Below are 25,296 nucleotides of genomic sequence, written 5' to 3'. Positions count from 1 at the left end.
ATGAGGACAACGCATACGGGTGGTTGCTTATTCCGGGGGTGCCGGGCCGACGGGCGTTACCAACCCCTGGCGTTCCGCTCACCGCAAGTAGTTAAAGTACCAGCGGATGAGCGCAACGGCAGGGGTTAGGGCAGAGGTTGACCCGCGTCCACCTACAGGAACTGCGCCATGCCCACGGAGCCTTCGAGCTTTTTCTCGAAGCCGTGTTTGAGGTAGAGCGGCTGGCCGGGCGCGTCCGCAATCAGAGTGACGTAGGCACCGTCATCCGCCTCGGCGCGAATCTTATTGAGTAGGGCCGTCAAAACGGCGTTACCTAGCCCCTGATGCTGGTGCTCGGGCAGAACCGCCATATCGGCAACGTTGAAGTACCAGGCGCCATCGCCAATGACGCGTCCCATTGCCACCACTTCGCCGGTAGGCACGTGCCTCACCCGGTAAAACGCCCACGAGCCAGCAATCGCACCAGTAGCCTGACGCTCAGACCGAGGTGTCATGCCCGCCCGCTCGCGCAGCGCGCAGTACTGGGTAGGGCTGGGGGCGGCTTCTTCAAGAACATAATCAGCAGAAATAGGCATGTCTTCAGCATAATCGCTCGGTGAATCTAGTTGTCCGGCCAGTAACTCATGTAAAGTTTCTCCGTTATATGATTTAGCGAGAGAAGAACGATGAGCACATCAGCACACGCTCCTGCCAGGCGGTCCCGCCTAAACCTTTACACCTGGATCGTCACTCTTGGCGGGTTTTTGTTTGGGTATGATACCGGCATTATTAATGGTGCGTTGCCGTTTTTGCAGCAGCAGTTTTCACTCTCACCTGTGGCGGAGGGTGTTACTACTAGCTCGTTGACGCTGGGTGCTGCGCTGGGTGCGATGACGGTGGGTCAGCTGGTTGATAGGTTTGGCCGCCGCCGCGTCCTCTTCGTTCTTGCGCTGGTTTTTATCGCGGGTTCAACGGGCATAGCTTTCGCGCCTACCCTGCCGGTTTTGGTGGCTTTTCGCGTCGTAGTGGGGCTGGCGGTAGGTGCGGCGTCTGCTGTTGTTCCGCTGTACTTGGCTGAGATCGCGCCACCTGATCAGCGCGGTGCCATTGTTACTCGTAACCAGTTCATGATTGTGACTGGCCAGCTTCTGGCGTACGGAATGAACGCGTGGCTCGGCAATGTTTTCCTGCACGAACCCGGTATTTGGCGCATTATGTTTGCGCTATCCGCAATCCCCGCGCTTGCCCTGTTCCTCGGTATGTTTGCGGTGCCCGAGTCGCCCCGCTGGTTGCTTCTGGCAGGACGCGAGGCAGCCGCCCGTCGCGTCCTTGAAAAGACCAGTGCGGATGCTTCTGCCGAGTACGCGCACCTGCACGATTCCATCGAGAAGGAACGCTCTACTCGCGCCGGTACTCTGCGTGATCTTTTTGCGTCCAAGGCGTTGCGTCGCATCCTGCTGATCGGTGCAGCGATCGGTATTGTTCAGCAGATTACCGGCGTGAACGCGCTGATGTACTACGGCACGCAGGTGTTGCGCGAGTCTGGTTTTGCCACGGATGCGGCGCTCACCGCCAACATTGCCAACGGCGCTATTTCGGTGATTGGTGCGGCGATTGGCATCTGGTTTGTGGGGCGTCTGCCTCGTCGCCTCACGCTCACCGTGGGCCTTGCCGGAACAACGCTTTCACTGCTTGCTCTTGCCCTAATCTCAACCTTTGTGGACGGTAGCGCTCGCGCCTGGTTTGTGCTGATTATTTCTGTTATTTTCCTGGTTTTCCAACAGGGCGCGGTTTCGCCGGTGACCTGGGTGCTGATGTCTGAGGTCTTCCCGTCACGCGTTCGCGGCGCTGGCATGGGTGCGGTGACTTTTGTGTCCTGGCTGGCTAACTTCGCGGTGTCTTTCAGCTTTCCTCAGATTGTGGCGGCATTCGGATTAGGCATTACCTTCGGTATTTTTGCGGTGCTGGGCGTTGGCGCGATTCTCTTTGTGCGTGCGTTGGTTCCTGAAACTGCAGGACGCGCGTTGGAGGATATTGAGGCGTAAGATGCGCGGCGGTGGCGTGCAAGTGGGGCGTAACTTTCTGCCTTTGACTAGGAGCTGAGTCGCTTGACCGGCTAGTGTGGTATGTAAGCTTATTGTCCCCCGTAGAAAGCCCTCATGGCACACTCATTTTTTCCCCGTCTCGCATCCTTTTCTTTGCTGACCGCATTTTTGTTGACCGGATGCGCCGCCGATAACACCGCGCAGAGTAGCGGCGAAAACCCTGCTCAGAGCTCATCAACCGGCGCGGGCGCATCCTCTTCTGAACAGTCGTCGACTATCTCACCAAGCGCCACATTGAGCGCGATCCCTAGTCCTACCCAAACTCAGACTGAGCTTCCCGGTGGCGGGCAGAAAATCTTTCAGAACCGCAGGTACGTAGCGTTGTACGGTGCACCGGGTCGCCCGGCTCTTGGCGTGCTGGGGGAGCAGGAGCCCGCTCAGTCGGTGGTCCGCGTCCAAGAGCTGGTTAAGCAGTATCAGCCCTACAGTAAAGAGAAGGTGTACCCCGCCTTTGAGGTCATCGCGACAACAGCCTCTAGCGTGCCTGGTACTGACGGGGATTACTCTGATGAAGCAACGGTGAAAGATCTCAAACCGCTCATCGAGGAAGCCGCTAAGAACGATGTGTACGTGGTGCTTGATTTCCAGCCTGGACGCTCGGATTTCTTGAGTCAGGTGGTGCGCTACGAGGAGCTTTTGAAACTTCCCAATGTGGGTGTGGGTATTGATCCCGAATGGCGTCTTCTGCCGTGGCAGGTGCACCTGCAACAGATCGGTTCGGTGCAGGCCGCTGAGGTCAATCAGACCCTCGACTACCTTGCGCAACTCACCCGAGAGAATAAGCTACCCCAGAAAATGGTGGTGCTCCACCAGTTCACCGGCACCATGATTACCGAACGCGAGACGCTGAACACCGCGCATCCTGAACTCGCACTCACCTTGCACGCGGACGGCCACGGCACACCATCACTGAAAACGGATACCTACAACACCTTGCTGGCAGGGCTGAGCAAAGACATCAAGCCATCCTGGAAGAACTTCTACGATGAAGACACGCCCATGCTCACGCCAGAACAGACCTATGCGCTGACCCCCAAGCCCTGGGTGGTCACCTACCAGTAGGGGTAATTCACTGCGTCCTTTCAATATCCGTAGCGGAAGTAACTTTTTATCCGCAGATTGAGGGTTATTCAGTTACCTGACCGGACGTAAAATATAAGAAGACAAATTCACTACGGAAGGTCCCACCCCATGTCTGATGCTGCCGCAGTGCACGCTGAGCTGGTTGAACGCGCTGAGCAAGCCGCGATGAAGCTTGAGAAAGAGCGCAATAACCGCTGGTACCCCAGCTTTCATATTGCTGCCCGTTCGGGGTGGATCAACGATCCCAACGGTCTGTCCTTCTTTAACGGACGCTACCAGGTGTTCTACCAGCATCACGCGTATTCTGCCTATTGGGGTCCGATGCACTGGGGCCACGTTTCGTCTGAGGATATGGTGACTTTCCGCCGTGAGCATGTGGCACTCGCGCCCTCAATTGAGGCTGACCGCGACGGCGTTTTCTCGGGCTCCGCTGTGGTGGGCGATGATGGCAAGTTGTATGCCTACTACACCGGTCACCGTTGGAACAATATGTTCAACGATGACGATGGTGCCTTGCAGGTGCAGTGCTTGGCGACGTCTGAAGACGGTGTTGTCTTCACGAAGCACGGCGTAGTTGTTGAGGGCCCGGGGCTTAAGCACTTCCGCGACCCTAAGGTTTTCCGCATCGACGGCATCTGGTACATGATTTTTGGTGCATGTTCAGAGGACAACCGCGGTCAGGTGTGGATGTACACTTCCACTGACATGTTCAACTGGGAATTCGACCGCATCCTTTTTGAGGATCCTAATCCCGATGCTTTCATGCTGGAATGCCCCGATATCTTTCCGCTGGGCGATAAGTGGGTGCTGATTTACTGCCCCATGGGTCCGCGCAAGGACGCCTACCAGGCACGCAACAGTCACAATGCCGGTTATGTGGTGGGCGACTGGGCGCCGGGTGAAGACTTCAAGCAACTCACCGATTACCGTCTGATTGACTGGGGCCATAACTTCTACGCACCGCAGACTTTTGAGGCACCCGACGGCCGCCGTATTTGCTACGGCTGGATGGGCTCGTTCACCATTGGTACGCCCAGCCAGGAGACCGATGGTTGGGGTGGCCAGCTCACCGTTCCGCGTGAGCTATCGCTGGATGAGGATTTGAACCTCATTAATTACCCCGTGGCTGAGATTGAAAAACTGCGCGGTGAGAAGACCGAGTTCGGCAGCTTTGTGCTGGGCCTTAACCAAGACAAGGTGCTGCTTGAGCAGACTCCGCCCTGTGAGATTTTGTTAGACGTTGATTTGAGCGTGACTGACAGTGAGCGTGTGGGCTTGAAGATTGGTCTCACCGAGGACGGCTCGCACACCTACGTGGGCTACGATTCGCTAGCTGAACGCATCTTTGTTGACCGCCGTCTTGCCGGTAACGGCGACCGCGGCTACCGCGCCGCGCCCTTCCCCGGCGGCGATAAGCTGAGCCTTCGCATCCTAATTGACCGGGGTTCTGTCGAAGTATTCGTTAACGGTGGCGTGCAGAGCGTGACATCTTTTGCGTTCCCGAATGCCGGTGACCGCTCCGTGGCATTGAGCTCAGAATCGGGGTCGATTACCGTTGACCGTCTGGATATTTACCCGCTCGACACCATTTGGGAAGACGAGCGCCAGTAGCAAAGGGCTGCTACATACAAAATTCCCGGAGGACATATGTTTTTCGTATGCCCTCCGGGGATTTCATGTGTGAAAGAGGTTTAGGTTCCGTGCTCGGTACATGAGGGGTAAAGCTCGGTTTGGTTCTGATCGGCAACCCAGCAGAGCGTGCCTATGGCGATGAGTCCGGTGATACCTCCGGCTACGAGAATAAGCATGATGACTCCTTTGTCAGCGAAGTTATTAACGTAGTGCAACCTTCCGGTTAAATGTAATTTAAGACACAGTTCTTTTAAATTCAAGGGTTTGCCGAACATTACGCACGCAGTAGGCTGATGGTAGCGACTGCGCAAGGCAGGACGCGTAATCGCGCCGTGTGCGGTAGGAAAGCTTGAACTGCAGAAGGTTCTGATGGCTCGTATTTTTGCTCACCGTGGCATGTCTGCAATTGCCCCCGAAAACACTCTGGCCGCTATTGGTCAGTGCGCAGATTACGGGGTGACCTGGTTTGAAGCGGACGTGGATATCATCGCTGATGGAACCGTCGTTGTTATCCACGACAGCCACCTGGATCGCACGACTAACCGCACCGGAAGTATCTATGATCTTCAGGCGTCCGACCTTGAAAATATTGATACCGGCTCGTGGTTCTCGCAAGAATTTGCGGGGGAGGGGCTGCCTACTCTGGCGCAGCTGGTTGAGCTGATGAATGAAAAGAAGCTCAACGGCAATATTGAGATTAAGTCCAATGAGCAGGGTACTGAGCGCACCTATCAGCTCATTGATGCTGTGATTGCTGAACTTGAAAAACTTGATGATGACCGCGAGGTTCTGATTTCGTCCTTCAATCAGTTGTTGCTGGCTGAACTCAAGCGTCGTGCGCCGCATCTGCGACTTGGTGTTCTGTTTAGCAAAGAAGCTCTTGGCTACGACTGGCGTTCCATTGTTGAGTTGGTGGGTGCTGATGCTATTCACGTTAATGAAGACGGTCTGACCCGCGAGATGGTGCAGATCGCGCGTTCTGCTGGTGTTGAAATCAATGTGTGGACGGTGAATTCTCGTGCGCGCGCCAATGAACTTATTAACTGGGGCGTAGACGGCGTTATTACTGATGAAGCGCACACTTTTATTGAATTGGAAAGTGGTCGATAAGAAAGGGTTGGGCTTTCTGTCAGCACCAAACTAATCAGTCTATTTGATTAGTTTGGTGCTGACAGCTACTATCAAACTATGGATTCAACACAAAAACTCGCAGAGGAAATCCGCGCTTTCACGTGGCACCTCACCCGAAAGATGGCGCAAGAATCCACCCACATTGGCAAACTCACGCCCTCGCAAGAGGCTGTTGCTGTACGCATCCACCAGCAACCCGGCCGCACCGGCGCTGAAATTTCGCGTCAACTTTTTCTCACCCCGCAGTCAATCAACGTCACCGTCATGACCATGATCGACGAAGGCTTCGTAGAAGTGCGCAAAAGCGCTCGCGATGGCCGCCGCCGCGAACTCTACCTCACCGCATCAGGCAATGCTGAAGTTGAAAAAATTCGCGCCTACAAAACCCTATGGCTGCGCGAAGAACTTGATGAAAAACTCACCGACGAGGAACGGGAACAGGCCCTTGCTGCACTCGCATCCCTCAAAAAAGTACTGCCAGAACTCTAAGGATTACCGATGACTCTCACCGCTATTGATGCTTCGTCAGCGCTTATTGCTGTGGATCTTCAGCAGGGTATTTTGAACTTTGCAGACCCTGCAGAACGCGAAAAAATCGTGAAGAACACTGCTCGTTTGGCGGACGAATTCCACGCGCGCAACCTGCCGGTGATTTGGGTGCGTGCGCTGGGTATGCCTGCCGGCCGTAAAGAAATGGGGCCTCCCGCAGACGATCATGATGAGTCATGGAACGCCCCCGATGAGAACCTGCCCATTGATGAATCTCGCGATCTTGTGGTGTTCAAGCGTGCACTGAGCTGCTTTACCGTTCCTGAAACCACCGAATACCTCAAAAAGCACGGGTCCACCCAGGTAGTTATTACCGGTCTTGCTGCGGGGGTCGGTGTTGAGTCAACGGCGCGTTCAGCATTCGACGCCGGCTACAACGTCACCGTAGTTTCGGACGCGGTGACCGACGGTATGCCCGAGCGTCTGGAAAGCGCGCTGAAGATTTCTATGCCCTCGTTTGCGGAAATCGGTACCACCCAGAACGTGCTGGATCTCCTGGCGTAGTCCGCGCTCTCACCGCCGTCCGTTGCTGAAAAGAAGGTTTGCTGTGTCCAGTCGCTATCATTCTGATCCTTCTCAGGCTGGGCAAGGCAACCCCTTCACGCGCGGATTCACTCTTGCGCTCTTGCTGGGCGTTACGCTGAACCCGCTCAATACGTCGGTGGTTGCCACCGCGCTGGTCAGCATCGGTGAGTATTTCTCGGTGGGGGCGGGCGGCTCTGCGCTTATGAGCGTTGCGATTGCGGTTGTTGGTGTGACTCTTTCAGGCGTGGCAATGGGGCTTGCGAATGTCGGTAACCAGGCGATGCTGTATATCGCCAGCCCGCCCAAAGATATGGGCGTCAATAGCGGCTTCTATCGCACCGCGTCCTATCTGGGTGGTTTTGTGGCAACCGGCGTGATAGCCACTCTCTTTAGTGGGGGCGCGTCGAATGCGTCCATGCTGGTCTTTGCGGGCGTGTTTGCGGTGCTTGCTGTGGTGCTGGTGGGGTTGACGGTGGCAGATCGCGAGACTCCTGCGCGTAGCTAGGGCGCGGGGTGCCGCTGTGGCGCGCCTGTTTTGTAAGTCACCTTGCTATTTCGGTGTTCCGCGCAAGGTCTGGTGATAGTGTCAAAATATAAATAAGTATCGCAGATGCCAATTTAGCTCTGCGTGCTGAACCATCACCGAACCACCTTCACAAGGAGCACACAGTGACTATAGAAAACGACTGGGATTCACGATCTGAAGACGTACAGAAAGACCAGGTAGCCGCCTACGATCGCATGCGTAGCAAATGCCCCGTCGCGCACGACGATTTCATGGGCTATTCACTGTTCAAAAACGAGGATATTCGCTACGTCAACGAACACCCCGAAATCTTCTCCAACAAGGTCTCAACCCGCCACATCGCTGTTCCCAACGGTATGGATGCCCCCGAACACACTGCCTTCCGCGCGGTAAATGACAAGTACTTCACCCCTGAACGCATGGATGCGTTTGAACCTAAAGCTCGCGCAATTTTGGCCGAGCTGGTGGCCGATTTGCCCCGCGGTGAAGAAGTCGAAATCATGGACGATTTCGCCCAGTTGTACGCCATGCGCATCCAAAACGAGTTCATGGGCTGGCCCGCCGAACTTGAGCGTCCGCTGATTGAATGGATTGATAAGAACCGCAAAGCAACCCTCAAGCGTGACCGCGAGGAGATTGCCCAGGTAGCACTGGAATTTGATGGTTACATTCACGACCTGTTGCAGGCTCGTCGCGACGCTGGCGATAACGCGCCGCAGGACGTCACCACCGAGCTGCTTCATGACACCGTGAAGCTGCCCGAGGGGGAGCGCACCATGACTGAGGAAGAGCTGATTTCGCTCATTCGCAACTGGACCGTGGGTGAGCTGTCCACCGTCTCAGCATGCGCGGGTATCATCGTGAGCTTCTTGGCAAACCATCCCGAAGAGCAGAAGCGTCTGCGCGAGAACCCGGCTGGGATTCCTGCGGCCGTTGAAGAAATCATGCGACTGGAAGATCCGCTGGTCACTAACCGCCGCATCACCACCCAAAAAGTTGAGGTGGGCGGACGCGTCCTGCCCGAGGGGTCGCGCGTCACCATCAACTGGGCAAGTGCTAACCGCGATGAGGATGCTTTCGAAGATGCGCTGGAGTACAAGCCCGAGCGCAGCCAAGAGAAGAATTTGGTGTACGGTTCGGGCATTCACGTGTGCCCCGGTGCGCCGCTGGCGCGCTTGGAGTTGCGAGTGCTCATGGAGGAGCTGCTGAAGGGCACTGAATCTATTGAGGTGAAGAAGACCGAGAACGCGATTTACCCGGCTGCCGGCTACTCAACGGTGAAAGCTGTTATCAACTAATTTTTAACCGCGAGAGGCTGAGTGGAGATTTTCCGAGCTAGCGAGGAAATGAAAATCTCCACTCAGAAAGCTCACGGGTTTACTTGCCCGCGAATATTTCTAATGAAAAGCATTCTTTAGCCGCGAGAGGGGAGGGATGTGCCGTTTTTAGCTAAAAAACGGCACATCCCTCCCCTCTCGCATTAAAAAGATGTATTTACACTAGACAGCCTGCATATTTTTGCATTTTCAATAGCTCTTTATGTATAAAAACTAACCAAACGGTTATTTTTTTGATAGATTCTTTAAGTCTTCTCGAGTCCCCGATTAAGAACCACATTCAATCGAAGTACAGAAGGAGTCAAAAGTTTGAGCGTTAGTAACCATGTTTCCGCCCCGCCCGGCGATGAATCAGAAAGTTCCCCGCATTCTCAGAATCCCACCAGTACAACTAATTGGTGGGTCTTTTTAGGTGCGGCGCTTGGTGTCCTAGCTGTTTCTCTGTGGGGCATTTTCTCTCCCACCTCTGCCGAGACAGCGCTTGGCGCGGTGGTTGGCTGGGTATCTTCAAGTTTTGGCTGGTTTTATGTTCTAACCGCTACCCTGGTCTTGGTGTTCATCGTTGTGGTGGCTTTTACTAAACAGGGAAATACTCGTTTGGGGCCGGATCACTCGCGTCCGCAGTATTCACTGTTCTCATGGACAGCTATGCTCTTTGCAGCCGGTATCGGCGTGGACCTCATGTTCTATTCGGTTCTTGAGCCGGTCACTCAGTATTACACCCCGCCGCAGGGGCAGGGAGAAACTGCTGAAGCTGCCCGTCAAGCAGTGGTGTGGACGCTGTTCCACTACGGCATTACAGGGTGGGGTATGTATGCCCTCATGGGTATGGCTTTTGGCTTCTTTGCTTTTCGCTATAACCTGCCTCTTTCCATTCGTTCTGCGCTTTACCCCATTATTGGACGCCGCATCAAAGGACGCATGGGCGATGCCGTTGATGTAGCAGCTTTGCTTGGCACTGTTTTTGGTGTTGCTACTTCTTTGGGTATTGGCGTGGTTCAGATTAACTACGGTCTGCAGTTTCTCTTTGGCTGGGAGCAGGGTACCGCTGTTCAAATTGGTCTGATTGTTGTGTCCGTTGCTCTAGCCATCGCGTCGGCGGTTTCTGGCGTTGATAAGGGCATTCGTCGACTGTCAGAGCTCAACATCTACCTGGCTGTAGCTCTTATGCTGTACGTGCTGGTGATGGGTAAGACAGAAACCCTGATGAACGCCATCATCATGAATCTGGGTGATTACCTGAGCCGCTTCCCGGGCATGACCATGAACACCATGGCGTACGATCATCCGACCGAATGGATGAATGGTTGGACGCTATTTTTCTGGGCATGGTGGGTTGCGTGGTCTCCCTTTGTGGGCCTGTTCCTCGCTCGTATTTCTCGCGGTCGTACTATCCGCGAGTTCGTTATCGGAACACTGACCATTCCTTTCATCTTTATTCTGCTGTGGATTTCCATCTTCGGTAACGCTGCTTTGGAACTGATTTACGAGCAGGGCAACTCTGCGTTCGGTGATGTCATTATGAACGAGCCTGAGCAGGCATTTTACTCATTACTGGCTCAATATCCGGGAGCTGTTCCTGCCGCAGCGGTCGCAACGTTTACCGGACTACTCTTTTACGTGACCAGTGCGGATTCTGGTGCTTTGGTGATGTCAAACTTCGCTACGCGCATTGAAGATCCTAATGAGGATGGCCCCAAGTGGATGCGTGTATTCTGGGCGGTTGCCACCGGCCTGCTCACTATTGCCATGCTGCTGGTAGGCGGTATCGCCACTTTGCAGGCCGCCACCATCGTCTTTGGTTTGCCGTTTGCGATTGTTTTATACTTGGTGATGTTTGGTCTGTGGAAAGCTCTACGGCTGGAACGCCATCAGATTGATTCACGCGCCGCCGCGCTTGCCGGTATTCGCGCCTCCAACCGAACGATGAGCATCGAGCCGGCGAATAATCAGCGTAACTGGCGTCAGCGCCTGGCTCGCTCGGTTTCTTACCCGGATGCTCGTGCCATTAGCCGATACATGCAAGGCACTGTCGAACCGGCTTTGGCTGAGGTGTCAGCTGCTCTTTGCGATGCAGGTGTCAACGCAGAGATTGAAAAGGGGCACGACCCCGCGACGCAGCTTCCTTACATTACCCTCACTGAGCATATGGACGGTGAACAGGACTTTATCTACCAGGTTTATCCGGTAGCGAGCCAGACACCTAAGTATTTGCTGGCGACCGACCGTGAGGATGATCTCTACTTCAGGTTGGAGCCTTTTGCTATTACTGGTTCTCGTGGTTACGACATCTACGGGTACACCAAGGAGCAGATTATCCACGATGTGCTGGATAACCACGAGAGACACTTGGAATTTATTCGCTTATCAGGTGTAACCCCGGTGGAGATTGCCCGAGGTGTTACCCCGGTGACCGGGGCGACTGAAATCATTGGAGCTGAGACCGGGTTGATTGACTGGTCGCAAGACTTTAAAGACGAAAAAGCTACATCAGGTTCTATCGCAGTAAATCCTGCTTCAGATAAAGGAGAAAAATAAATGAGCAAGACCCTCTTTATCAACGGTGAATGGGTTGCAGCCACCGAGGGCGGAACCCGAACGATTGTCTGCCCTGCCAACGGCGAAGAGGTGGGTGTAGTTGCAGAAGCTACAGCTACCGATACAGAAAAGGCTATTGCCGCTGCCCGCGCTGCGTTTGATAACAAAGCATGGGATATCACCGCACCCGAGCGCGGTAGCTTTCTCATTAAAGTCGCTGAGCAGATTCGCGAACGCAAAGACGAGTTCGCGCGCGCAGAATCTTTAGATACCGGTAAGCGCCTGGTCGAGTCAGAAATTGATATGGACGACATCGCTAACTGCTTTGAGTACTACGGCAAAATTGCCGGGCAGGACGCTGGTCGTATGGTCGATGCTGGCGACCCCGCCGTGGTTTCTAAGATCGTGCACGAGCCCGTTGGCGTGTGCGGCATGATTACCCCCTGGAACTACCCGCTTTTGCAGGCTGCCTGGAAAATTGCTCCCGCGCTCGCTGCCGGAAATACCTTCGTCCTCAAGCCCGCTGAACTTACGCCGCACACCGCAATTTTGATTATTGATGTGCTGGATAAACTCGGACTGCCCGCAGGCGTTGCCAACCTGGTGCTGGGCGCAGGTGCAGAGGCCGGTGCGCCGCTTTCTAGCCACCCCGATGTTGACCTTGTGTCATTTACCGGTGGCTTGGCGACCGGCCGAAAGATCGCCGAATCAGCTGCTGCTACCGTCAAAAAAGTAGCGCTCGAGTTGGGCGGCAAGAACCCCAACGTTATTTTTGCCGACGCTGATTTTGACGCCGCAGTAGACAACGCGCTCAACGGTGCTTTCGTACATTCTGGCCAGGTCTGCTCGGCGGGCGCTCGCATCATTGTTGAAGAATCTATCGCCGAAAAATTCACCAAGGAACTGGTGCGCCGTGCCGAGAACATTCGCATTGGTGGGCCCTTCGATGAAAACGCAGAAACCGGTGCGCTCATCTCAGCAGAACACCGTCAGAAGATCACCGACTATGTGGAGGCGGGCAAGGCAGAAGGCGCTCGCGTCCTCACCGGCGGCGAATGGGCAACCGAGGGCGATCTAGAAAAGGGTTACTTCTATAAACCCACCGTAATTGATCAGGTCAAACGCGGTATGTCATTGGTGCGAGACGAAGCTTTCGGGCCCGTCGTCACCATTGAAACTTTCACCACCGAAGAAGAAGCAGTAGCAACTGCCAACGATACTCACTACGGTCTGGCGGGTGCGGTGTGGACGTCCAACGCTGGTCGTGCTGAGCGTATCGCTGCGCAGCTGCGTCACGGCACCATCTGGATCAACGACTTCCACCCTTACCTGCCGCAGGCAGAATGGGGCGGCTACAAGCAGTCCGGCACCGGTCGCGAGCTGGGCCTGCACGGTCTTGCTGAGTACACCGAAACCAAGCACATCTACCACAACACTGCACCTGCAGTGACGGGCTGGTTCGAGGACACCAAGTAAACCACTGAACAATTGGAAGGACTGAAAACTATGGCAGAAATCCAGGAATTCGACTTTATTATTGTTGGCGGTGGCTCCTCCGGTGCGGCAACAGCTGCGCGACTGAGCGAAAAGAACCCACATAAGCAGGTAGCACTTATTGAGGCAGGCCCCGATGACCAGGGCATTGACGAAATCCTGCAGCTTAACCGCTGGATGGAACTGCTCGAATCAGGTTACGACTGGGACTACCAGATTGAACCCCAAGAAAACGGAAACTCCTTCATGCGCATGGCGCGTGCAAAGGTCATGGGTGGTTGCTCATCGCACAACTCCTGCATTGCTTTTTGGGCACCCGCTGAAGACATGGACGAGTGGGAAACCAAGTACGGTGCCACCGGCTGGGACGCTGAAAACGCCTTCCGCTTGTATAAGCAGCTAGAAAACAATGAGGACGCTGGCAAGGCAGGCAACGAGCACCACGGCGACTCCGGCCCCGTGCGCCTGATGAACGTGCCCCCGGCAGATCCCTGCGGCGTCGCCGTCCTTGATGCTTGTGAACAGGCAGGTATTCCGCGCACCCAGTTCAACTCGGGTAAGACCGTTATCAACGGCGCTAACTTCTTCCAGATTAACCGCAAGGAAGACGGCACCCGCGCGTCCTCATCGGTGTCTTACATTCACCCGATTCGCGACCGAGAAAACTTTCACCTCATCACGAGCACTCAGGTAAAGCGCGTCCTCATTGACGAGAACAAACGCGCAACCGGCATTGAGGTAGTGGACAACGCCTTTGGTACGCCTCGCGTTATCAAGGCTCGTGAAGAGATTATTCTCTCCGCAGGCGCTATTGATACCCCCAAGCTGCTCATGCTTTCAGGCGTTGGCCCGGCGGAACACTTGGCAGAAGTTGGCGTGGAAACTCTGGTTGATGCACCCGGCGTGGGTGAAAACCTTCAGGATCACCCCGAAGCGGTTATCCAGTGGGAAGCTAAGAAGCCCATGGTTGAAGACTCCACCCAGTGGTGGGAAATTGGCATCTTCACCCAGCTAGAAACCGGGCACGAGGAGCAGTTCCCGGGTCGTCCTAACTTCATGATGCACTACGGCTCCGTGAATTTCGATATGCACACCCTGCGACGCGGTATGCCCGGCACCAACAATGTCTTCTGCCTAACCCCGAACGTGCCTCATGCTCGCTCGCGCGGTACCGTGCGTCTGCGTTCCATGGATTTCCGCGACAAGCCCAAGGTCGATCCCCGCTACTTCACCGATGCTGAAGGCTACGACATGAAGATCATGATTGAGGGCATTCGTAAGGCACGCGAAATCGCGGAACAGCCGGCTCTTGCTGAGTGGAAGGGCGAGGAGCAGTTCCCCGGCGTAGATAAGCAGTCAGACGAAGAACTCGCAACTTACGTGCGCGACTGCCACAACACCGTCTACCACCCGGTCGGTACTGTGCGCATGGGTGCTGACGATGATGCTATGTCACCGTTGGACGCTCGCCTGCGCGTTAAGGGCGTCAGTGGGCTGCGTGTTGCGGATGCTTCTGTGATGCCCGAGATCACCGCGGTTAACCCCAATATCACCTGCTACATGATTGGTGAGCGAGCGGCGGAGCTCATCACCGAGGACATCGCATAAGGACTTCTCAACCGCGAGAGGCTGAGTGGAGATTTTCCGAGCTAGCGAGGAAATGAAAATCTCCACTCAGAAAGCTCACGGGTTTACTTGCCCGCGGGTTTTATAGCCGTGGCTCTTTGCATACTCGCTAGCTCGCATCCGCCACGGCTAGCTCGGAAAACTGCCCACCAGCCGCTCTCGCGGCTATCCCGCGGTTAGTAGTCTTTGCCGACCTGTGAGAAGTAGTAGTACGTGCTCATTGTCATGCCTACAGCCCCACGTACATGAAGATTGCGGGCAGGCGAAAGAAAATTATCCCGAGCATTCCCAGGGATGCGATTGCCCCGCAGATTCCTATGGGGAGGGCGCTGGATTCTTTGTCGTGTGATTCGCTCATGGGGCTCTCCTAAAATGCGGATAATTACATTATGACCTACGTCACATAAAGAAAGCTATGTGTAATAGCTATACTAATTGTCAACGCCAAAGCCGGTTGCCCTGTGGTTACCGGCTTTTCTTCTGTCTTCTTCACACACCCCAAGGACGCTTGTGGTCGAAATCCTGATTGTTATTGGTGCCGCCATCATTATCGGCAACACCATTGCTGAGAAGTTCAAGCTCATAGCGCCCCTAGTGCTTATTGCGGTGGGTGCCCTCGTCTCTTTCATCCCGCATCTGCCACCGATTACCGTCGACCCGCACCTTGTGCTGAGTGTCTTTCTGCCTCTTCTGCTGTACTGGGAGGCGCTGAACATTTCCCTACGAGGCATCAAGCGCACCTTCCGCGGTATCATGCTCAACGGCACGCTCATGGTGATCTTTGTTGCCGTATCAGTGGGGCTAGTTGGGCATCTTGTAGGTCTGACGCTCGGCGCGGCCCTGCTCATCGGTGCAGCAGTAGGCCCTACGGATGCGACCGCGGTCGCCGCCCTCGGCAAGGGAATATCGCCGCGTCAGATGATTGTTTTGCGCGCAGAATCCCTCATCAACGATGGTACCGCGCTGGTAGTTTTTGCGCTCGCGCTGGAATACGCCACTGACGAGGTAAAAATTACCGCAACCCATGCTATCGGTAGCTTCCTGCTGTCCTTCGTGGGCGGCGCAGTCGTTGGTCTCGCTGTCGGCTGGGTGATTGCCCGCATCGGACGCTTTGTTGAGTCGCACATGATCGCCAGCGCCTTTCGCATGGTGACGCCGTTTATCGCCTTCTTTCTGGCAGAAGAAATTGAAGCATCCGGTGTTCTTGCGGTAGTAGTCACCGGCCTGTACATGGCGCAGGTGGGACCCAAATTTGTTTCTATGCAGTCTCGAGTTCTGGCGCGCCAAGTGTGGGGTGTCGCATCCTACATTCTCAACTCTCTGCTCTTCTTGCTGGTAGGTCTCTACCTGCCGGCCACCGTTCGCGGGCTCAACAGCGACTCCTTGACGCACGCGTTACTAGCTACCGTCGCCATTTACTGCGCCATGATGCTGGCACGCTGGATCTTCGGGGAAACTATCATTCGCCTCATCCGAATGCTAGACCGCCGTCCCTCACAAAAACTGCGCAGAACCACCGTCTTTGAACGCCTGGTGTCGACCGTGGCAGGCTTTCGCGGAGCAATCTCACTTGCGGTAGCCTTCTCTATTCCTGAGACCCTCGCAAACGGCGAACCCTTCCCATACCGCGACCAGATTATCTTCGTGACCTCAGGCGTCGTCATTCTCTCGCTTCTAGTGCAAGGGCTACTACTACCCAAGGTTGTAGAACTCACCCAAAAGAACCCCAACCCGCTAGAAGCACAGCGTTCTCAAGCGGACGCCGAAGAATTCAAGGAAGCAGTACGTACCACCGCCGAACGCGTGCTGGAAGATTTGCCGCAGCTCGTAGAAGAACTCGACGTACCGCAAGGCCCAGCCGACCGCGTCCGCGGAGAATGGGAACGCAAGCTCACCATCGCAACAAGCTGGCAGGCAGGCAACGAAGAAAACGAGCGAGTAGCTGAAGTTAGCGCGGAAAATGCCTTGCGCCTGCGAGTTATTCAGAGTGCCCGCCAGCACATTATCGATTTGCGTGATGCGGGCAGGATCGACGATGAAGTACTTATTGCCATGATGGACCGCTACGACATTGAAGAAATGCGTCTGGTCGGTCCTATTGAGATGGAATAGAGAGTATACGATGCGCGAGAGGGGAGTTGTGTTGCACTTTTAGGTTAAAAAGTGCAACACAACTCCCCTCTCGCGGTTTAAACCTAGTCGTTAGTCACCGGGTAACTAATCTGCGCCTGGCTAAACTGCGGATCAGGATCGCACGTCACCTTGTACTTGCTACTCGCCAGGGCATCAATCTTCTTCACGTACTCCTGCGTTTCACCATACGGCGGGATATCCTTGTAATGCTCAACCGCGCCCGGGCCCGCGTTATAGCCAGCGAGCATGAGATCAACGAGCTCGTCCTCAGAATCAGCCAACGGCGCCAAACGTTCACGCAAATACGCCAAATAATGGCCCTGCGCCTTAATAGAATCTTCGGGGTCGGTAATCTTTCCACCCTGACCCCACATCTCCCACGTCTCAGGGGTGAACTGCGCCAGACCCTGCGCGCCCGCGTGCGAGGCAACGCCCACACGCCAGCGGCTCTCAGTCTCCAACTGAGAAGCAAGAACACCCGTGCGTACACCGGATTCCTCGGATGCGCGCTGCAGCTCGTCACGAACCTCCGTCGGCGCGTACGCCAAATCAGTCATGCCGCAGTAATCCTCATAGGTAGCAGCAAGACCGGTGACGCCTGCACCCAGCAAAACAGCCGAGGCAACAATCTGCCAGTGCGCCAGAAAACCAGCCATGAACTTCTTAGGTGCGCGGACGCTCTTCTTCTCTTCAACCATCGCATCTAGCTTAGTTGTTTGCACCTGCAAATGTGTAGAAGAGGTGGCAGGACTGACATAACTGGGGGCGAGGACGCGGGAGAATGCTCCGGCGTCAGTATTTAGGGGTGTTGAGCGCAGCATACGCATTTGAGGCGACGAGGACGTTCAGTATAAGAAGTCTGAATTGGATCTCATCATACGAACCTAGGTCACATAATCATCCTGTCTACTCACTGACGTGCAGGATGCCCTTGGCGCCGCGCTCTCCTTCTGCGAAGTCGTGGTTGATGAAGGCGTAGTTGCCGGGTTCTAGCATTTCCATTTCGACGAAGCCTCCTTGGGCTGCCGACAGATCGAGTGCTTGCGCGTGACCTGCTGTGCCGAAGGCGTCCTGCCCGTTCTTCAAGGAGTAGGCGCCTTCTTTATAGACGGTGTCGAATTGGCTGCCGACCACGTGAAAGCTGATGCCTTTAGAGGGGCCTGCAGCGAGCACCCACATGCGGACGCGGTCGCCGACTTTCGCCTGCAGTGGCTGGTAGATGTACTGGTTGGCGTAACCGTTGAACATGGTCAGCGTGGGTGTACCTGCTGAGATGCCTTCGGGTGAGACGTCTGCCAGCATGTTGCCGTTGTCTGCTTTTTCGCCGGTGTCGGTGAGGTAGGTGTCGTTTTGCACGAGCACGTATTCACGGTCGACGGGTTGCAGGTCTTCGGATTCGATGATGACGGCGCCGAACATTCCCGCTGCCATGTGTGAGCTCATAGGCATGGATGAGCAGTGGTACAGCCACATGCCTGCGCCGCGCGCCTCAAAACGGTAGGTGAGGGATTCGCCGGGTGCGATGGTTTTCATCACCGGGTCGGGTGAGACCATGCCCGCGTGGAAGTCCAGCGAGTGCCCCATGGTGCCTTTGTTGACCAGTGTGATTTCGAAAATGTCGCCGACCTTGCCGCGTAGCGTCGGGCCCATGTACTTGCCGTTGTAAGTCATGGCGTTGATGCTGGTGCCCGGTGCAATTTCTTGTTGCAGTTCTTCCACGTTGAAGGTTTCGCGGTGGATGGTGGCGCCGTCTTCAATCTCGCTTTCGTCGATGGGTGCTAGGAACGCGTCGCGCGCCTCAAAACCTTCGGGTGCGGTGGCGAGGTCGATGTCGCTGGATTTCATGGTGGCGGAGTCGGCAGTGCCGTGCCTCATGGCGTCGTGGTTCATTGAACCGGATGAGGCTGAGTCAGCGCTGTAGCCGTCGGTAGCGATTACGTGAAAGTTCATGCCCATTGCTTTGTGCCCGACGATTGAGCACCAGCCTTCGAGGTTTCCGTCGATGATGCCGACGTCCACGCTGGCGGTTTGGCCTGGGTCGATGCGTCCGGTTTCGGTGCCGTTTTCGAAGGCGAGGTCGTGCACGTTGCCGGTGTCTGTGTTCTTGACTTCGACCATCAGGCGATTGCCGACGGGGACTTCAACGGTGTCGGGGGTAAAGCGCATGTCGCTGGTGGCTTCTATTTGAACGGTGGTTGTTTCGCCGGTTGCTTGCACGCTGGATGCTTGTGTGCTTCCGGGTAGGCGCACTGCTGCGGGGTCTGCGATGAAGCCGAGGAGGGTAACGAGTGCAACGGCTGCCGCGCCGATTGCCATGTTGCGACGGTGGCACGCCGGGGCGGGGGTTAGTGCCTCGGGGTCGGGTTTGGGTGCCTCGCCACGTGAGCGTGCCAGGATCATTTCTTTGCGCTTGGCAACGGATGCTTTGACTCCGCGAAGCATGAGCGGAACAAACGCGAAGAGTGTGAAGGCGCCGAGTAAGGACGTGGTAGTGCGAATCCACGAACCCGTCCAGTTGGCGGGGAGAACAAAGAGCAGTAGGCACAGGTTGACCATGAGCACGCGTCCTGCAGCGAACCTGTTGAACTCTTTGTTGGCGGCGCGCACTGCTGCCGACCCGCCACCCATGCGTGCGGGAAGCAGGTACGACATAGCACCGAGGAGAACCTGGACTAAGAAGCCCACCGTGTACATGGGGGTGGCGGTGCGCAGGTTGAGCGACGGGAAATCGTGGGTTGCAACCAGGGTGGCGGCTGTCAGCACACCGATAATAAACCACGCAAAACCTGCTGCCACCGACATGGTTGCGAACTCGGTCGGCTTCTTGGTTACACAGGTGCGAATCATTAGATAGGCAACCAGGCAGAGCGCGAGAGCGTACAGAACAAGACCGGTAACGGCGACAAAACGCCAACCGGCAAGTGCGCCAAGAACCGTCACCGCAATGCCCGCACTCATGATGTACAGCGCGCGTTGAGAGGTGCCGACGGCGCCCGTCGTCATCTTTGTACGTAGCATGGTGGGCCACAGCGTCATAAGCGTTCCCACCACGGTGAAGCCGACAAAGCCCAGAACGTTGACTGCCTCGTGAGCTAGCAGAAAACGGGAGTGCCACTGGCTACTCAGACCCGCCGCTAAAGTTGCACCGAATGCTGCACCGATCGGTAGCAACCAGGACGCTGCGATGTAGAAGTGAATAGTCGACTGAAAGCGCGCGGGGAGGGCTTGCTTGACCTGTTTGAGCAGCGAATAGCCGTGCCAGGTGACCATAAGCCCGACGCCCGTGGAACCCACAAGTGTCACCGGGAAGAGGTTGAAAATGACGCCGACCATCATGGTGACAATCGAGGCATTGAGTAGGTAGATGCGGCGAATCTGCTCACCGCGCGCCGAATCGGGCAGACGGTTTTTCAGCAGTGCCTCGGTGAAGTGCTGGCTCCACACCAAAATGGAGTTGGTGATCAGCCCTAGGGTAATCATGTGCACCATGAGCCACAAGGACTCGGGAATCCAGCGGTGCGTCATGAGCACTACAAAGAGCGCCATCATCCATACGCTCACCGGCTTGGATGCCTTGCGGTGCCAGGTGGCGCGTCCTGTTGCTTTATCGCGTGCCTGTTTGTCGCTGACCGGCTGGCCGGGCGCGTCGACAGGCTTGTGCCCGATGCTACCTATAGAGACGGAGCGTCGCTGGGGATTAGGGGAGTCGGGCACGATTCACCTCATGTGCGTTTAATTGGTATTTCTGAGGCAATTATATTCTTGTAAGACGCCGGAACCCAACCCGTAGTGGGTAAACGCACGCAAAGCAAAAAAAGGGGTGGTACGCCTCGCAGAAGCTTCCGCTCCTATAGTCTTGAAGATATGACCTTCGCAATCATCATCACCCTCGTTGCCGCGCTGCTTATTGGCGGGGGAATTATCGGTATCGTCTACCCGATTCTGCCCGGCTCTTTCGCGGTTCTTACCGGCATTGTGCTGTGGGGCTTGTGCATCCGCGGACCCGAAGGCTGGTGGACGCTTGCCCTTGGCGGTATTGCCGTCATTATCGGTATGAGTGCACAGGCGGCTCTGACAGGCCGCACGCTCAAGCGTCGGCAGATTCCCAATAAGTCCATTCTGTGGGGCATCGTCTGTGCTGTGATTGGCATGTTCGTGATTCCCGTGGTGGGGCTCTTCATCGGCTTTGCGGTGGGACTTTTCGCTAGCGAAGCAGCCCGCCACCGCAACCTCAGCCAGGCAATTCCCGGCACGCTGGCAGCCCTCAAATCAATGGGCTTAGGCATTCTCGTCGAGCTGTCCTGCGCACTGGTTGCCGGCACCATCTTCACCATCGGTGCGATCACTTACTTTGTGACTGCGTAAGCTCACGCCGAGACTGCACTTTAACCCCTGTTTTCACTTAAAATCCGGGTTAAAGTGCAGTCTCGGCACAATAGTAAAAGAGAACAACCCCACGTAGCACCTCACGGTGTCGAACAGGGCACCTGCGGTAAACTTACGTGCGTGAAATCTTTGCCAGCCCTCATCTTATTGCTAGCCACCGCCATCATTCAGGCGATGGGCATGTACCGCTACTCCAACGATCCGCTCACCATGTCGGGGCAGATTTTCTTCCCGATTCTTTTCGTGTTGATGAGCGCCTACATTGGTTTTAGAGCACCCAAAACCACCAAGTTCTCGGGGGTACTCCTCGGTCTTGCGGGGCTCGGTTTTATTCTGCTGGTCCTTACCGGCATCGGCATATTCACCGACATATACTGGTTCTACCCGAGCACCTACATGTACTATGCCGCGCTCGCGTTGCTGATTATCACCACGGCGCTGACTATCGCTTCCGTACCTAAGGCTGCGAAGAAGGACGAGGACGCCGCATCGGACGCGTCCGCTAAGCCTGCGGCTAAGAAGGCATTCCGTCGCGCGCCCAAGAAGGGCCGCCCCACTAATCTTGTAGCTGTTTCTAAATCAGATTCTGCTCAGAAGGAGCAGTAAGTGCCCAAAACTCGTGCCCCATTTGCCTGGGTAGGCTTTGTTTTTCTGGCTGTTGTTGTCTGGCTGATTTCATTTGATTCTCTGACTCGCGGCGGTATCGACTTTTCGGTGTACTGGCGTGGCGGTCACACCCTGGTGCATGGCTGGGGTTCTGTGACTGACCTTTACACCTTCCAGGGCGGTTTGCCGTTCACGTACCCGCCGTTTGCTGCGATGATCTTCATGATTTTCGGTATCTTCCCCGAGAAAATCGGGGCGCTGCTGATGGTGCTGTTGATTCTCGGTATGGCGTGGTGGGTTTCTAAGCTGGTCTACGACTACGCTCATCAGCGCGGTAAGACTTTCCCTCTTGAAAAATATCTGGGGCATAGCGGAACTATCGCCACCATTATGGGTGTTATCGTGGCGTCCGGCCCCTGGTGGAGCACGCTGGGTCTCACCCAGATTAATGCGCTGATTATGCTGTTAGTGTTGGCTGACCTTCTGCGCCCGGCAACCCGCGTACCGCGCGGCGTGCTGATTGGTGTTGCGGGCGGTATTAAGCTGACCCCGCTGGCATTCGGCCTGATTTTGCTCATGCGCAAGGACGTCAAGGGTGTTATTACCCTCGGTCTTTCTTTCGCGGCAACTATCGCTTTGGGCTTCATTCTCATTCCTACCGAGGCGCACCAGTTTTGGTTCGACGCGCTCAGCGACCCTGCCCGCGTCGGTAACCTCAACTACCCCGATAACATTTCTATCAAGGGCAATGTTTTGCACACCGGTCTGCCGGAGCATTCACCGCTTGCTTCTTTGTTAGTGTACGGCCTGATCCTGATTTTGCTGGTGGGCGTTGCGATCGCGATTGCCGTGATGAACCGCTCTGACATGCTGATGTCGCAGATTTCTCTGAACGCTTTGCTGATGATCGCGATGTCACCGATTTCTTGGTCGCACCACAACACCTGGTTGCCGCTGTTTTTGGTGGCGCTGTGGGTTGATGGTTTCGGCACGCACTTTGTCGGACGCGGGAGGGGCTTCCGCATCACCGTTGCGGTGCTGGCATGGATTGCGACTCTTGGGCTTTATATCAGCCCCATGCGCATTGCTAAGATGCTGAATTTTGGACGCGCGAGCTTGGACTTCTTGCCGCCGCTACCGCTGATTGGTTCGGCTATTCCGGCGACTCTCATGTACCTGGTTGCTTTTATCTGGGTTGCTGTGATTATCGCTGACCGCCACACCTGGCTGGCTGTTGCGGCGAAGACCCGCGTGGCGTCCGTGAAGGCGGACCGCATCCCCTAAACCGCAAGGTGACCACATAAACATCATGGTGACCACGAACGCGTCAAAATACACCTACTTTTCGGAGTATTTTGACGCTTTCGTGGTCACTGTGCGTTAGGGCAGGGCTACGCGACGCTGGTTCCCAGTAGCGTGCCGATCAACCAGGTTGCTGCCAGTGCCAGCGTACCGCCAATCACGACGCGCAGAGCGGCGCGTCCGTACTTGGGGGAGCCGCCCCACTTAGCGCCCAACGTGCCGGTGATCGCCAGTGCAATCAGTGTGCCCGCGAACGTTGCAGGAACACGAATGCCTGCCGGCATGAGCAGTATCAGCAAGGTCGGCAAAAGTGCGCCAGCGACGAAAGCAAGCGCTGATGAAAGGGCCGCGGTCCACGGTGAGGGGATGTCTTCGGCGTCGATGCCGAGTTCAAAGTCCAGGTGAGCGTGTAGGGCGTCATGGTCGGTGAGCTCGATAGCCGCCGCGCGCGCTGTCTTCGCGGTGAGACCGCGTTGCATGAGGAGGCCGGTGAGCTCGTCGAGCTCCTGCTCAGGCTCCTGCTTGAGTTCGGCTTTCTCCTTGGTAATCAGTGCCTCTTGGCTATCTACCTGCGAGGAGACTGAGACATACTCGCCAAGTGCCATAGAGAGTGCGCCACCGACAACGGCTGCGGCGGCCGCGATGCCGATTGCGCTGGTTGAGGTGGTTGCGCCTGCAACACCGACAACGGTTGCTGCAACGGAGACAATACCGTCATTCGCACCGAGTACGGATGCGCGCAGGCGGTTGAGGTTCTCTTGGTAGGCGCTGTTAACGTGAGCTTCATCGGCGTGCTGGGTGTACTTCAGAGCCGGATCGTGTACCACGGAGGTCAAAAGGTTCGCGCGGTCTTCAATGGTTGCCATCATGGTATTAGTACACACCTGAATCAAAAGTTTTTCTAGCAAGTATTTGTACAGGACCAAGTAAGGTAGCGCGTCCTTACCTTCAGGCAACCCCTGCCGTTTCGCTCACGGCAAGTAGTTAAAGTACCAGCGGATGAGCGGAACACTAGGGAATATCATCTAGCTAAACGCTCATCTTTATACTGGAACTAGCCCTCTAGCGAACTGCCGCGATCCACTCCTTATTCACGTCGCGAGTGAATTCGTTGAAGGGGGTGATGGCTGTGAAAAAAGATAAGGCTAATAAAAATAGCCCCAATGGTATCGCATGGTTAGTGGCCGTTGCGGTACTCATTGAGACTATAGCTAAACTTTTGAAGGCTATTGAACCGTTCATTCAATAGTCAACACAGCAAGGGAAGTACTTTGCAGTTCGCACCTGCGGGGTGCTTCCCGTTTAGATCGCTGTCTCCTTATGCGCTCTAGTATATCGAAGAGACTAGTTTTTTCGAAGACGCTATTTTCATTTTCAGCTAACCCCCACCGTTTCGCTCACGGCAAGTAGTTAAAGTACCAGCGGATGAGCGGAACGCTAGGTGTTTCCTAAAGGTAGAAACCGACAAAACGTAAGAATCAAACATAAACGCAGGTATTCGCACGTAACCCTGTGCTTCGTCTTTTAAAAGTGAAAAGCTGAGTATAAGAAACCGGTCGCAACCGGCACTCACACACATCAGGAAAAGACGATGGCAAGTTTAGTCTCAACCAAATCTTCACCTCGCGCATCCACTGGCAGGCGCAAGCGTCCGCTGATTTCAAATGTGCTCGCTAAATACATCATGGCGGTCACGGGCATCATTTTCGGACTCTTTGTATTCGTGCATATGTACGGCAACCTCAAGGTCTATACGGGTCCGGAACATTTCAATGCTTACGCACTGTTTTTGCGTACTCTCTTTGAACCGCTTTTTCCTTATGAGGGTTTCCTCTGGGTTTTCCGCATTGTTTTGCTGGCTTGTTTGATTGGCCATGTTGGATGCGCGTTTCTGATTAGTTCCCGCGCTAAGAAGGCACGCGGTGCGCATAAGCGTCGTGGGCTGCGCGGATTCAAGTCTTTCACGGCACGTACGATGCTTGTTACCGGTATCGTGCTTCTGCTGTTCATCATCTTCCACATTCTTGATCTCACCGCTGGCGTCGCTGTTGCACCCGAAGGCTTCCAGCACGGTTCTGAGGCGGGGAGCTTCGCCTACCAGAACCTGATCGCAAGTTTTCAGCGACCCCTCGCGTCCTTGGTGTACATCGTTGCAATGGTCATTCTCTTTTTGCACCTAGCGCACGGCCTGTGGGCAGCGGTTTATGACTTTGGTGTGACCGTCAGCGAGAAAGTACGCTCTTGGATCATCCTGATTGCCGGCGTATTCGCCCTCATCGTCATGCTGGGCAATATCAGCATTCCCATTGCCGTTCTCACCGGAATCATCTCTTAAGGAACCCAC

At 55.4% G+C, this 25,296-nt stretch carries 21 protein-coding genes; 16 read left to right on the top strand and 5 right to left on the bottom strand.

Going from position 1 to position 25,296, the window contains the following annotated elements; genetic code table 11:
* Positions 1–152: 152 nt before the first annotated feature.
* Positions 153–575, bottom strand: coding sequence for a GNAT family N-acetyltransferase (locus tag IDM49_RS10725; RefSeq protein ID WP_190724500.1), 423 nt, complete (start codon positions 573–575; stop codon positions 153–155).
* Positions 576–665: 90 nt separating this feature from the next.
* On the opposite strand from IDM49_RS10725, the gene IDM49_RS10720 reads away from it, so the two are divergent.
* The 11 genes from IDM49_RS10720 to IDM49_RS10670 all read left to right on the top strand — a co-directional run bounded on the left by IDM49_RS10720 (position 666) and on the right by IDM49_RS10670 (position 14,507).
* Positions 666–2,024, top strand: coding sequence for a sugar porter family MFS transporter (locus IDM49_RS10720; protein ID WP_190724499.1), 1,359 nt, complete (start codon positions 666–668; stop codon positions 2,022–2,024).
* 114 nt (positions 2,025–2,138) lie between these two features.
* The gene (locus IDM49_RS10715; RefSeq protein ID WP_190724498.1) at positions 2,139–3,146 is read left to right on the top strand and encodes a hypothetical protein; all 1,008 of its coding nucleotides are present in this window, start codon (positions 2,139–2,141) and stop codon (positions 3,144–3,146) included.
* Between the two features lie 129 nt (positions 3,147–3,275).
* On the top strand, positions 3,276–4,778 hold the full coding sequence (locus tag IDM49_RS10710) for a glycoside hydrolase family 32 protein (protein WP_168615585.1): 1,503 nt from the start codon (positions 3,276–3,278) through the stop codon (positions 4,776–4,778).
* A gap of 390 nt (positions 4,779–5,168) precedes the next feature.
* A complete protein-coding gene (locus IDM49_RS10705; RefSeq protein WP_190724497.1) occupies positions 5,169–5,909 on the top strand; it encodes a glycerophosphodiester phosphodiesterase family protein in 741 nt (246 codons plus the stop codon).
* 78 nt (positions 5,910–5,987) lie between these two features.
* The gene (locus IDM49_RS10700) at positions 5,988–6,419 is read left to right on the top strand and encodes a MarR family winged helix-turn-helix transcriptional regulator (RefSeq protein WP_190724496.1); all 432 of its coding nucleotides are present in this window, start codon (positions 5,988–5,990) and stop codon (positions 6,417–6,419) included.
* 9 nt (positions 6,420–6,428) lie between these two features.
* Positions 6,429–6,983: a cysteine hydrolase family protein gene (locus IDM49_RS10695; RefSeq protein WP_190724495.1), complete on the top strand. Its 555-nt coding sequence runs from the start codon at positions 6,429–6,431 to the stop codon at positions 6,981–6,983.
* Between the two features lie 43 nt (positions 6,984–7,026).
* Positions 7,027–7,509 carry a hypothetical protein gene (locus IDM49_RS10690; RefSeq protein ID WP_190724494.1) on the top strand — a complete coding sequence of 161 codons (483 nt, stop codon included), beginning with the start codon at positions 7,027–7,029 and terminating at the stop codon, positions 7,507–7,509.
* 164 nt (positions 7,510–7,673) lie between these two features.
* Positions 7,674–8,828 (top strand): cytochrome P450, encoded by a 1,155-nt coding sequence (locus tag IDM49_RS10685; protein WP_228008098.1) that lies wholly within the window; start codon positions 7,674–7,676, stop codon positions 8,826–8,828.
* A 348-nt stretch (positions 8,829–9,176) separates the two neighbouring features.
* A complete protein-coding gene (betT, locus tag IDM49_RS10680) occupies positions 9,177–11,405 on the top strand; it encodes a choline BCCT transporter BetT (RefSeq protein ID WP_190724493.1) in 2,229 nt (742 codons plus the stop codon).
* Positions 11,406–12,881: an aldehyde dehydrogenase family protein gene (locus IDM49_RS10675; RefSeq protein ID WP_190724492.1), complete on the top strand. Its 1,476-nt coding sequence runs from the start codon at positions 11,406–11,408 to the stop codon at positions 12,879–12,881.
* 30 nt (positions 12,882–12,911) lie between these two features.
* The gene (locus tag IDM49_RS10670) at positions 12,912–14,507 is read left to right on the top strand and encodes a GMC family oxidoreductase (RefSeq protein ID WP_190724491.1); all 1,596 of its coding nucleotides are present in this window, start codon (positions 12,912–12,914) and stop codon (positions 14,505–14,507) included.
* A 247-nt stretch (positions 14,508–14,754) separates the two neighbouring features.
* Here the strand turns inward: IDM49_RS10670 and IDM49_RS12440 are convergent, their stop codons facing one another.
* A complete protein-coding gene (locus tag IDM49_RS12440; RefSeq protein ID WP_265578796.1) occupies positions 14,755–14,883 on the bottom strand; it encodes a hypothetical protein in 129 nt (42 codons plus the stop codon).
* A gap of 152 nt (positions 14,884–15,035) precedes the next feature.
* Between IDM49_RS12440 and IDM49_RS10665 the strand changes: the two genes are divergently transcribed.
* On the top strand, positions 15,036–16,637 hold the full coding sequence (locus IDM49_RS10665; protein ID WP_190724490.1) for a Na+/H+ antiporter: 1,602 nt from the start codon (positions 15,036–15,038) through the stop codon (positions 16,635–16,637).
* Positions 16,638–16,720: 83 nt separating this feature from the next.
* On the opposite strand, the gene IDM49_RS10660 is transcribed toward IDM49_RS10665, so the two are convergent.
* Positions 16,721–17,380 carry a lytic transglycosylase domain-containing protein gene (locus IDM49_RS10660; RefSeq protein WP_228008097.1) on the bottom strand — a complete coding sequence of 220 codons (660 nt, stop codon included), beginning with the start codon at positions 17,378–17,380 and terminating at the stop codon, positions 16,721–16,723.
* Between the two features lie 184 nt (positions 17,381–17,564).
* A complete protein-coding gene (locus IDM49_RS10655; protein WP_228008096.1) occupies positions 17,565–20,372 on the bottom strand; it encodes a multicopper oxidase domain-containing protein in 2,808 nt (935 codons plus the stop codon).
* 150 nt (positions 20,373–20,522) lie between these two features.
* On the opposite strand from IDM49_RS10655, the gene IDM49_RS10650 reads away from it, so the two are divergent.
* The 3 genes from IDM49_RS10650 (at position 20,523) to IDM49_RS10640 (ending at position 22,934) form a co-directional block, all read left to right on the top strand.
* Positions 20,523–21,023, top strand: coding sequence for a DUF456 domain-containing protein (locus tag IDM49_RS10650; RefSeq protein ID WP_190724489.1), 501 nt, complete (start codon positions 20,523–20,525; stop codon positions 21,021–21,023).
* A gap of 141 nt (positions 21,024–21,164) precedes the next feature.
* On the top strand, positions 21,165–21,650 hold the full coding sequence (locus tag IDM49_RS10645; protein WP_190724488.1) for a hypothetical protein: 486 nt from the start codon (positions 21,165–21,167) through the stop codon (positions 21,648–21,650).
* On the top strand, positions 21,651–22,934 hold the full coding sequence (locus tag IDM49_RS10640; RefSeq protein ID WP_190724487.1) for a glycosyltransferase 87 family protein: 1,284 nt from the start codon (positions 21,651–21,653) through the stop codon (positions 22,932–22,934).
* A 107-nt stretch (positions 22,935–23,041) separates the two neighbouring features.
* On the opposite strand, the gene IDM49_RS10635 is transcribed toward IDM49_RS10640, so the two are convergent.
* Positions 23,042–23,908, bottom strand: coding sequence for a VIT1/CCC1 transporter family protein (locus IDM49_RS10635; protein ID WP_228008095.1), 867 nt, complete (start codon positions 23,906–23,908; stop codon positions 23,042–23,044).
* A gap of 635 nt (positions 23,909–24,543) precedes the next feature.
* Between IDM49_RS10635 and IDM49_RS10630 the strand changes: the two genes are divergently transcribed.
* Positions 24,544–25,287, top strand: coding sequence for a succinate dehydrogenase cytochrome b subunit (locus tag IDM49_RS10630; RefSeq protein WP_190724486.1), 744 nt, complete (start codon positions 24,544–24,546; stop codon positions 25,285–25,287).
* Positions 25,288–25,296 lie beyond the last annotated feature (9 nt).

Origin of the sequence: Rothia terrae (assembly GCF_014705925.2) — a bacterium.
In the GTDB taxonomy this organism is placed as follows: domain Bacteria; phylum Actinomycetota; class Actinomycetes; order Actinomycetales; family Micrococcaceae; genus Rothia; species Rothia terrae.
This window is presented reverse-complemented; position numbering and strand designations above follow the sequence as displayed.

Coding starts and splice junctions, on each gene's coding strand:
- IDM49_RS10725 (WP_190724500.1), bottom strand. CDS start 575: ATGCCTATTTCTGCTGATTATGTTCTTGAAGAAGCCGCCCCCAGCCCT.
- IDM49_RS10720 (WP_190724499.1), top strand. CDS start 666: ATGAGCACATCAGCACACGCTCCTGCCAGGCGGTCCCGCCTAAACCTT.
- IDM49_RS10715 (WP_190724498.1), top strand. CDS start 2,139: ATGGCACACTCATTTTTTCCCCGTCTCGCATCCTTTTCTTTGCTGACC.
- IDM49_RS10710 (WP_168615585.1), top strand. CDS start 3,276: ATGTCTGATGCTGCCGCAGTGCACGCTGAGCTGGTTGAACGCGCTGAG.
- IDM49_RS10705 (WP_190724497.1), top strand. CDS start 5,169: ATGGCTCGTATTTTTGCTCACCGTGGCATGTCTGCAATTGCCCCCGAA.
- IDM49_RS10700 (WP_190724496.1), top strand. CDS start 5,988: ATGGATTCAACACAAAAACTCGCAGAGGAAATCCGCGCTTTCACGTGG.
- IDM49_RS10695 (WP_190724495.1), top strand. CDS start 6,429: ATGACTCTCACCGCTATTGATGCTTCGTCAGCGCTTATTGCTGTGGAT.
- IDM49_RS10675 (WP_190724492.1), top strand. CDS start 11,406: ATGAGCAAGACCCTCTTTATCAACGGTGAATGGGTTGCAGCCACCGAG.
- IDM49_RS10670 (WP_190724491.1), top strand. CDS start 12,912: ATGGCAGAAATCCAGGAATTCGACTTTATTATTGTTGGCGGTGGCTCC.
- IDM49_RS12440 (WP_265578796.1), bottom strand. CDS start 14,883: ATGAGCGAATCACACGACAAAGAATCCAGCGCCCTCCCCATAGGAATC.
- IDM49_RS10650 (WP_190724489.1), top strand. CDS start 20,523: ATGACCTTCGCAATCATCATCACCCTCGTTGCCGCGCTGCTTATTGGC.
- IDM49_RS10630 (WP_190724486.1), top strand. CDS start 24,544: ATGGCAAGTTTAGTCTCAACCAAATCTTCACCTCGCGCATCCACTGGC.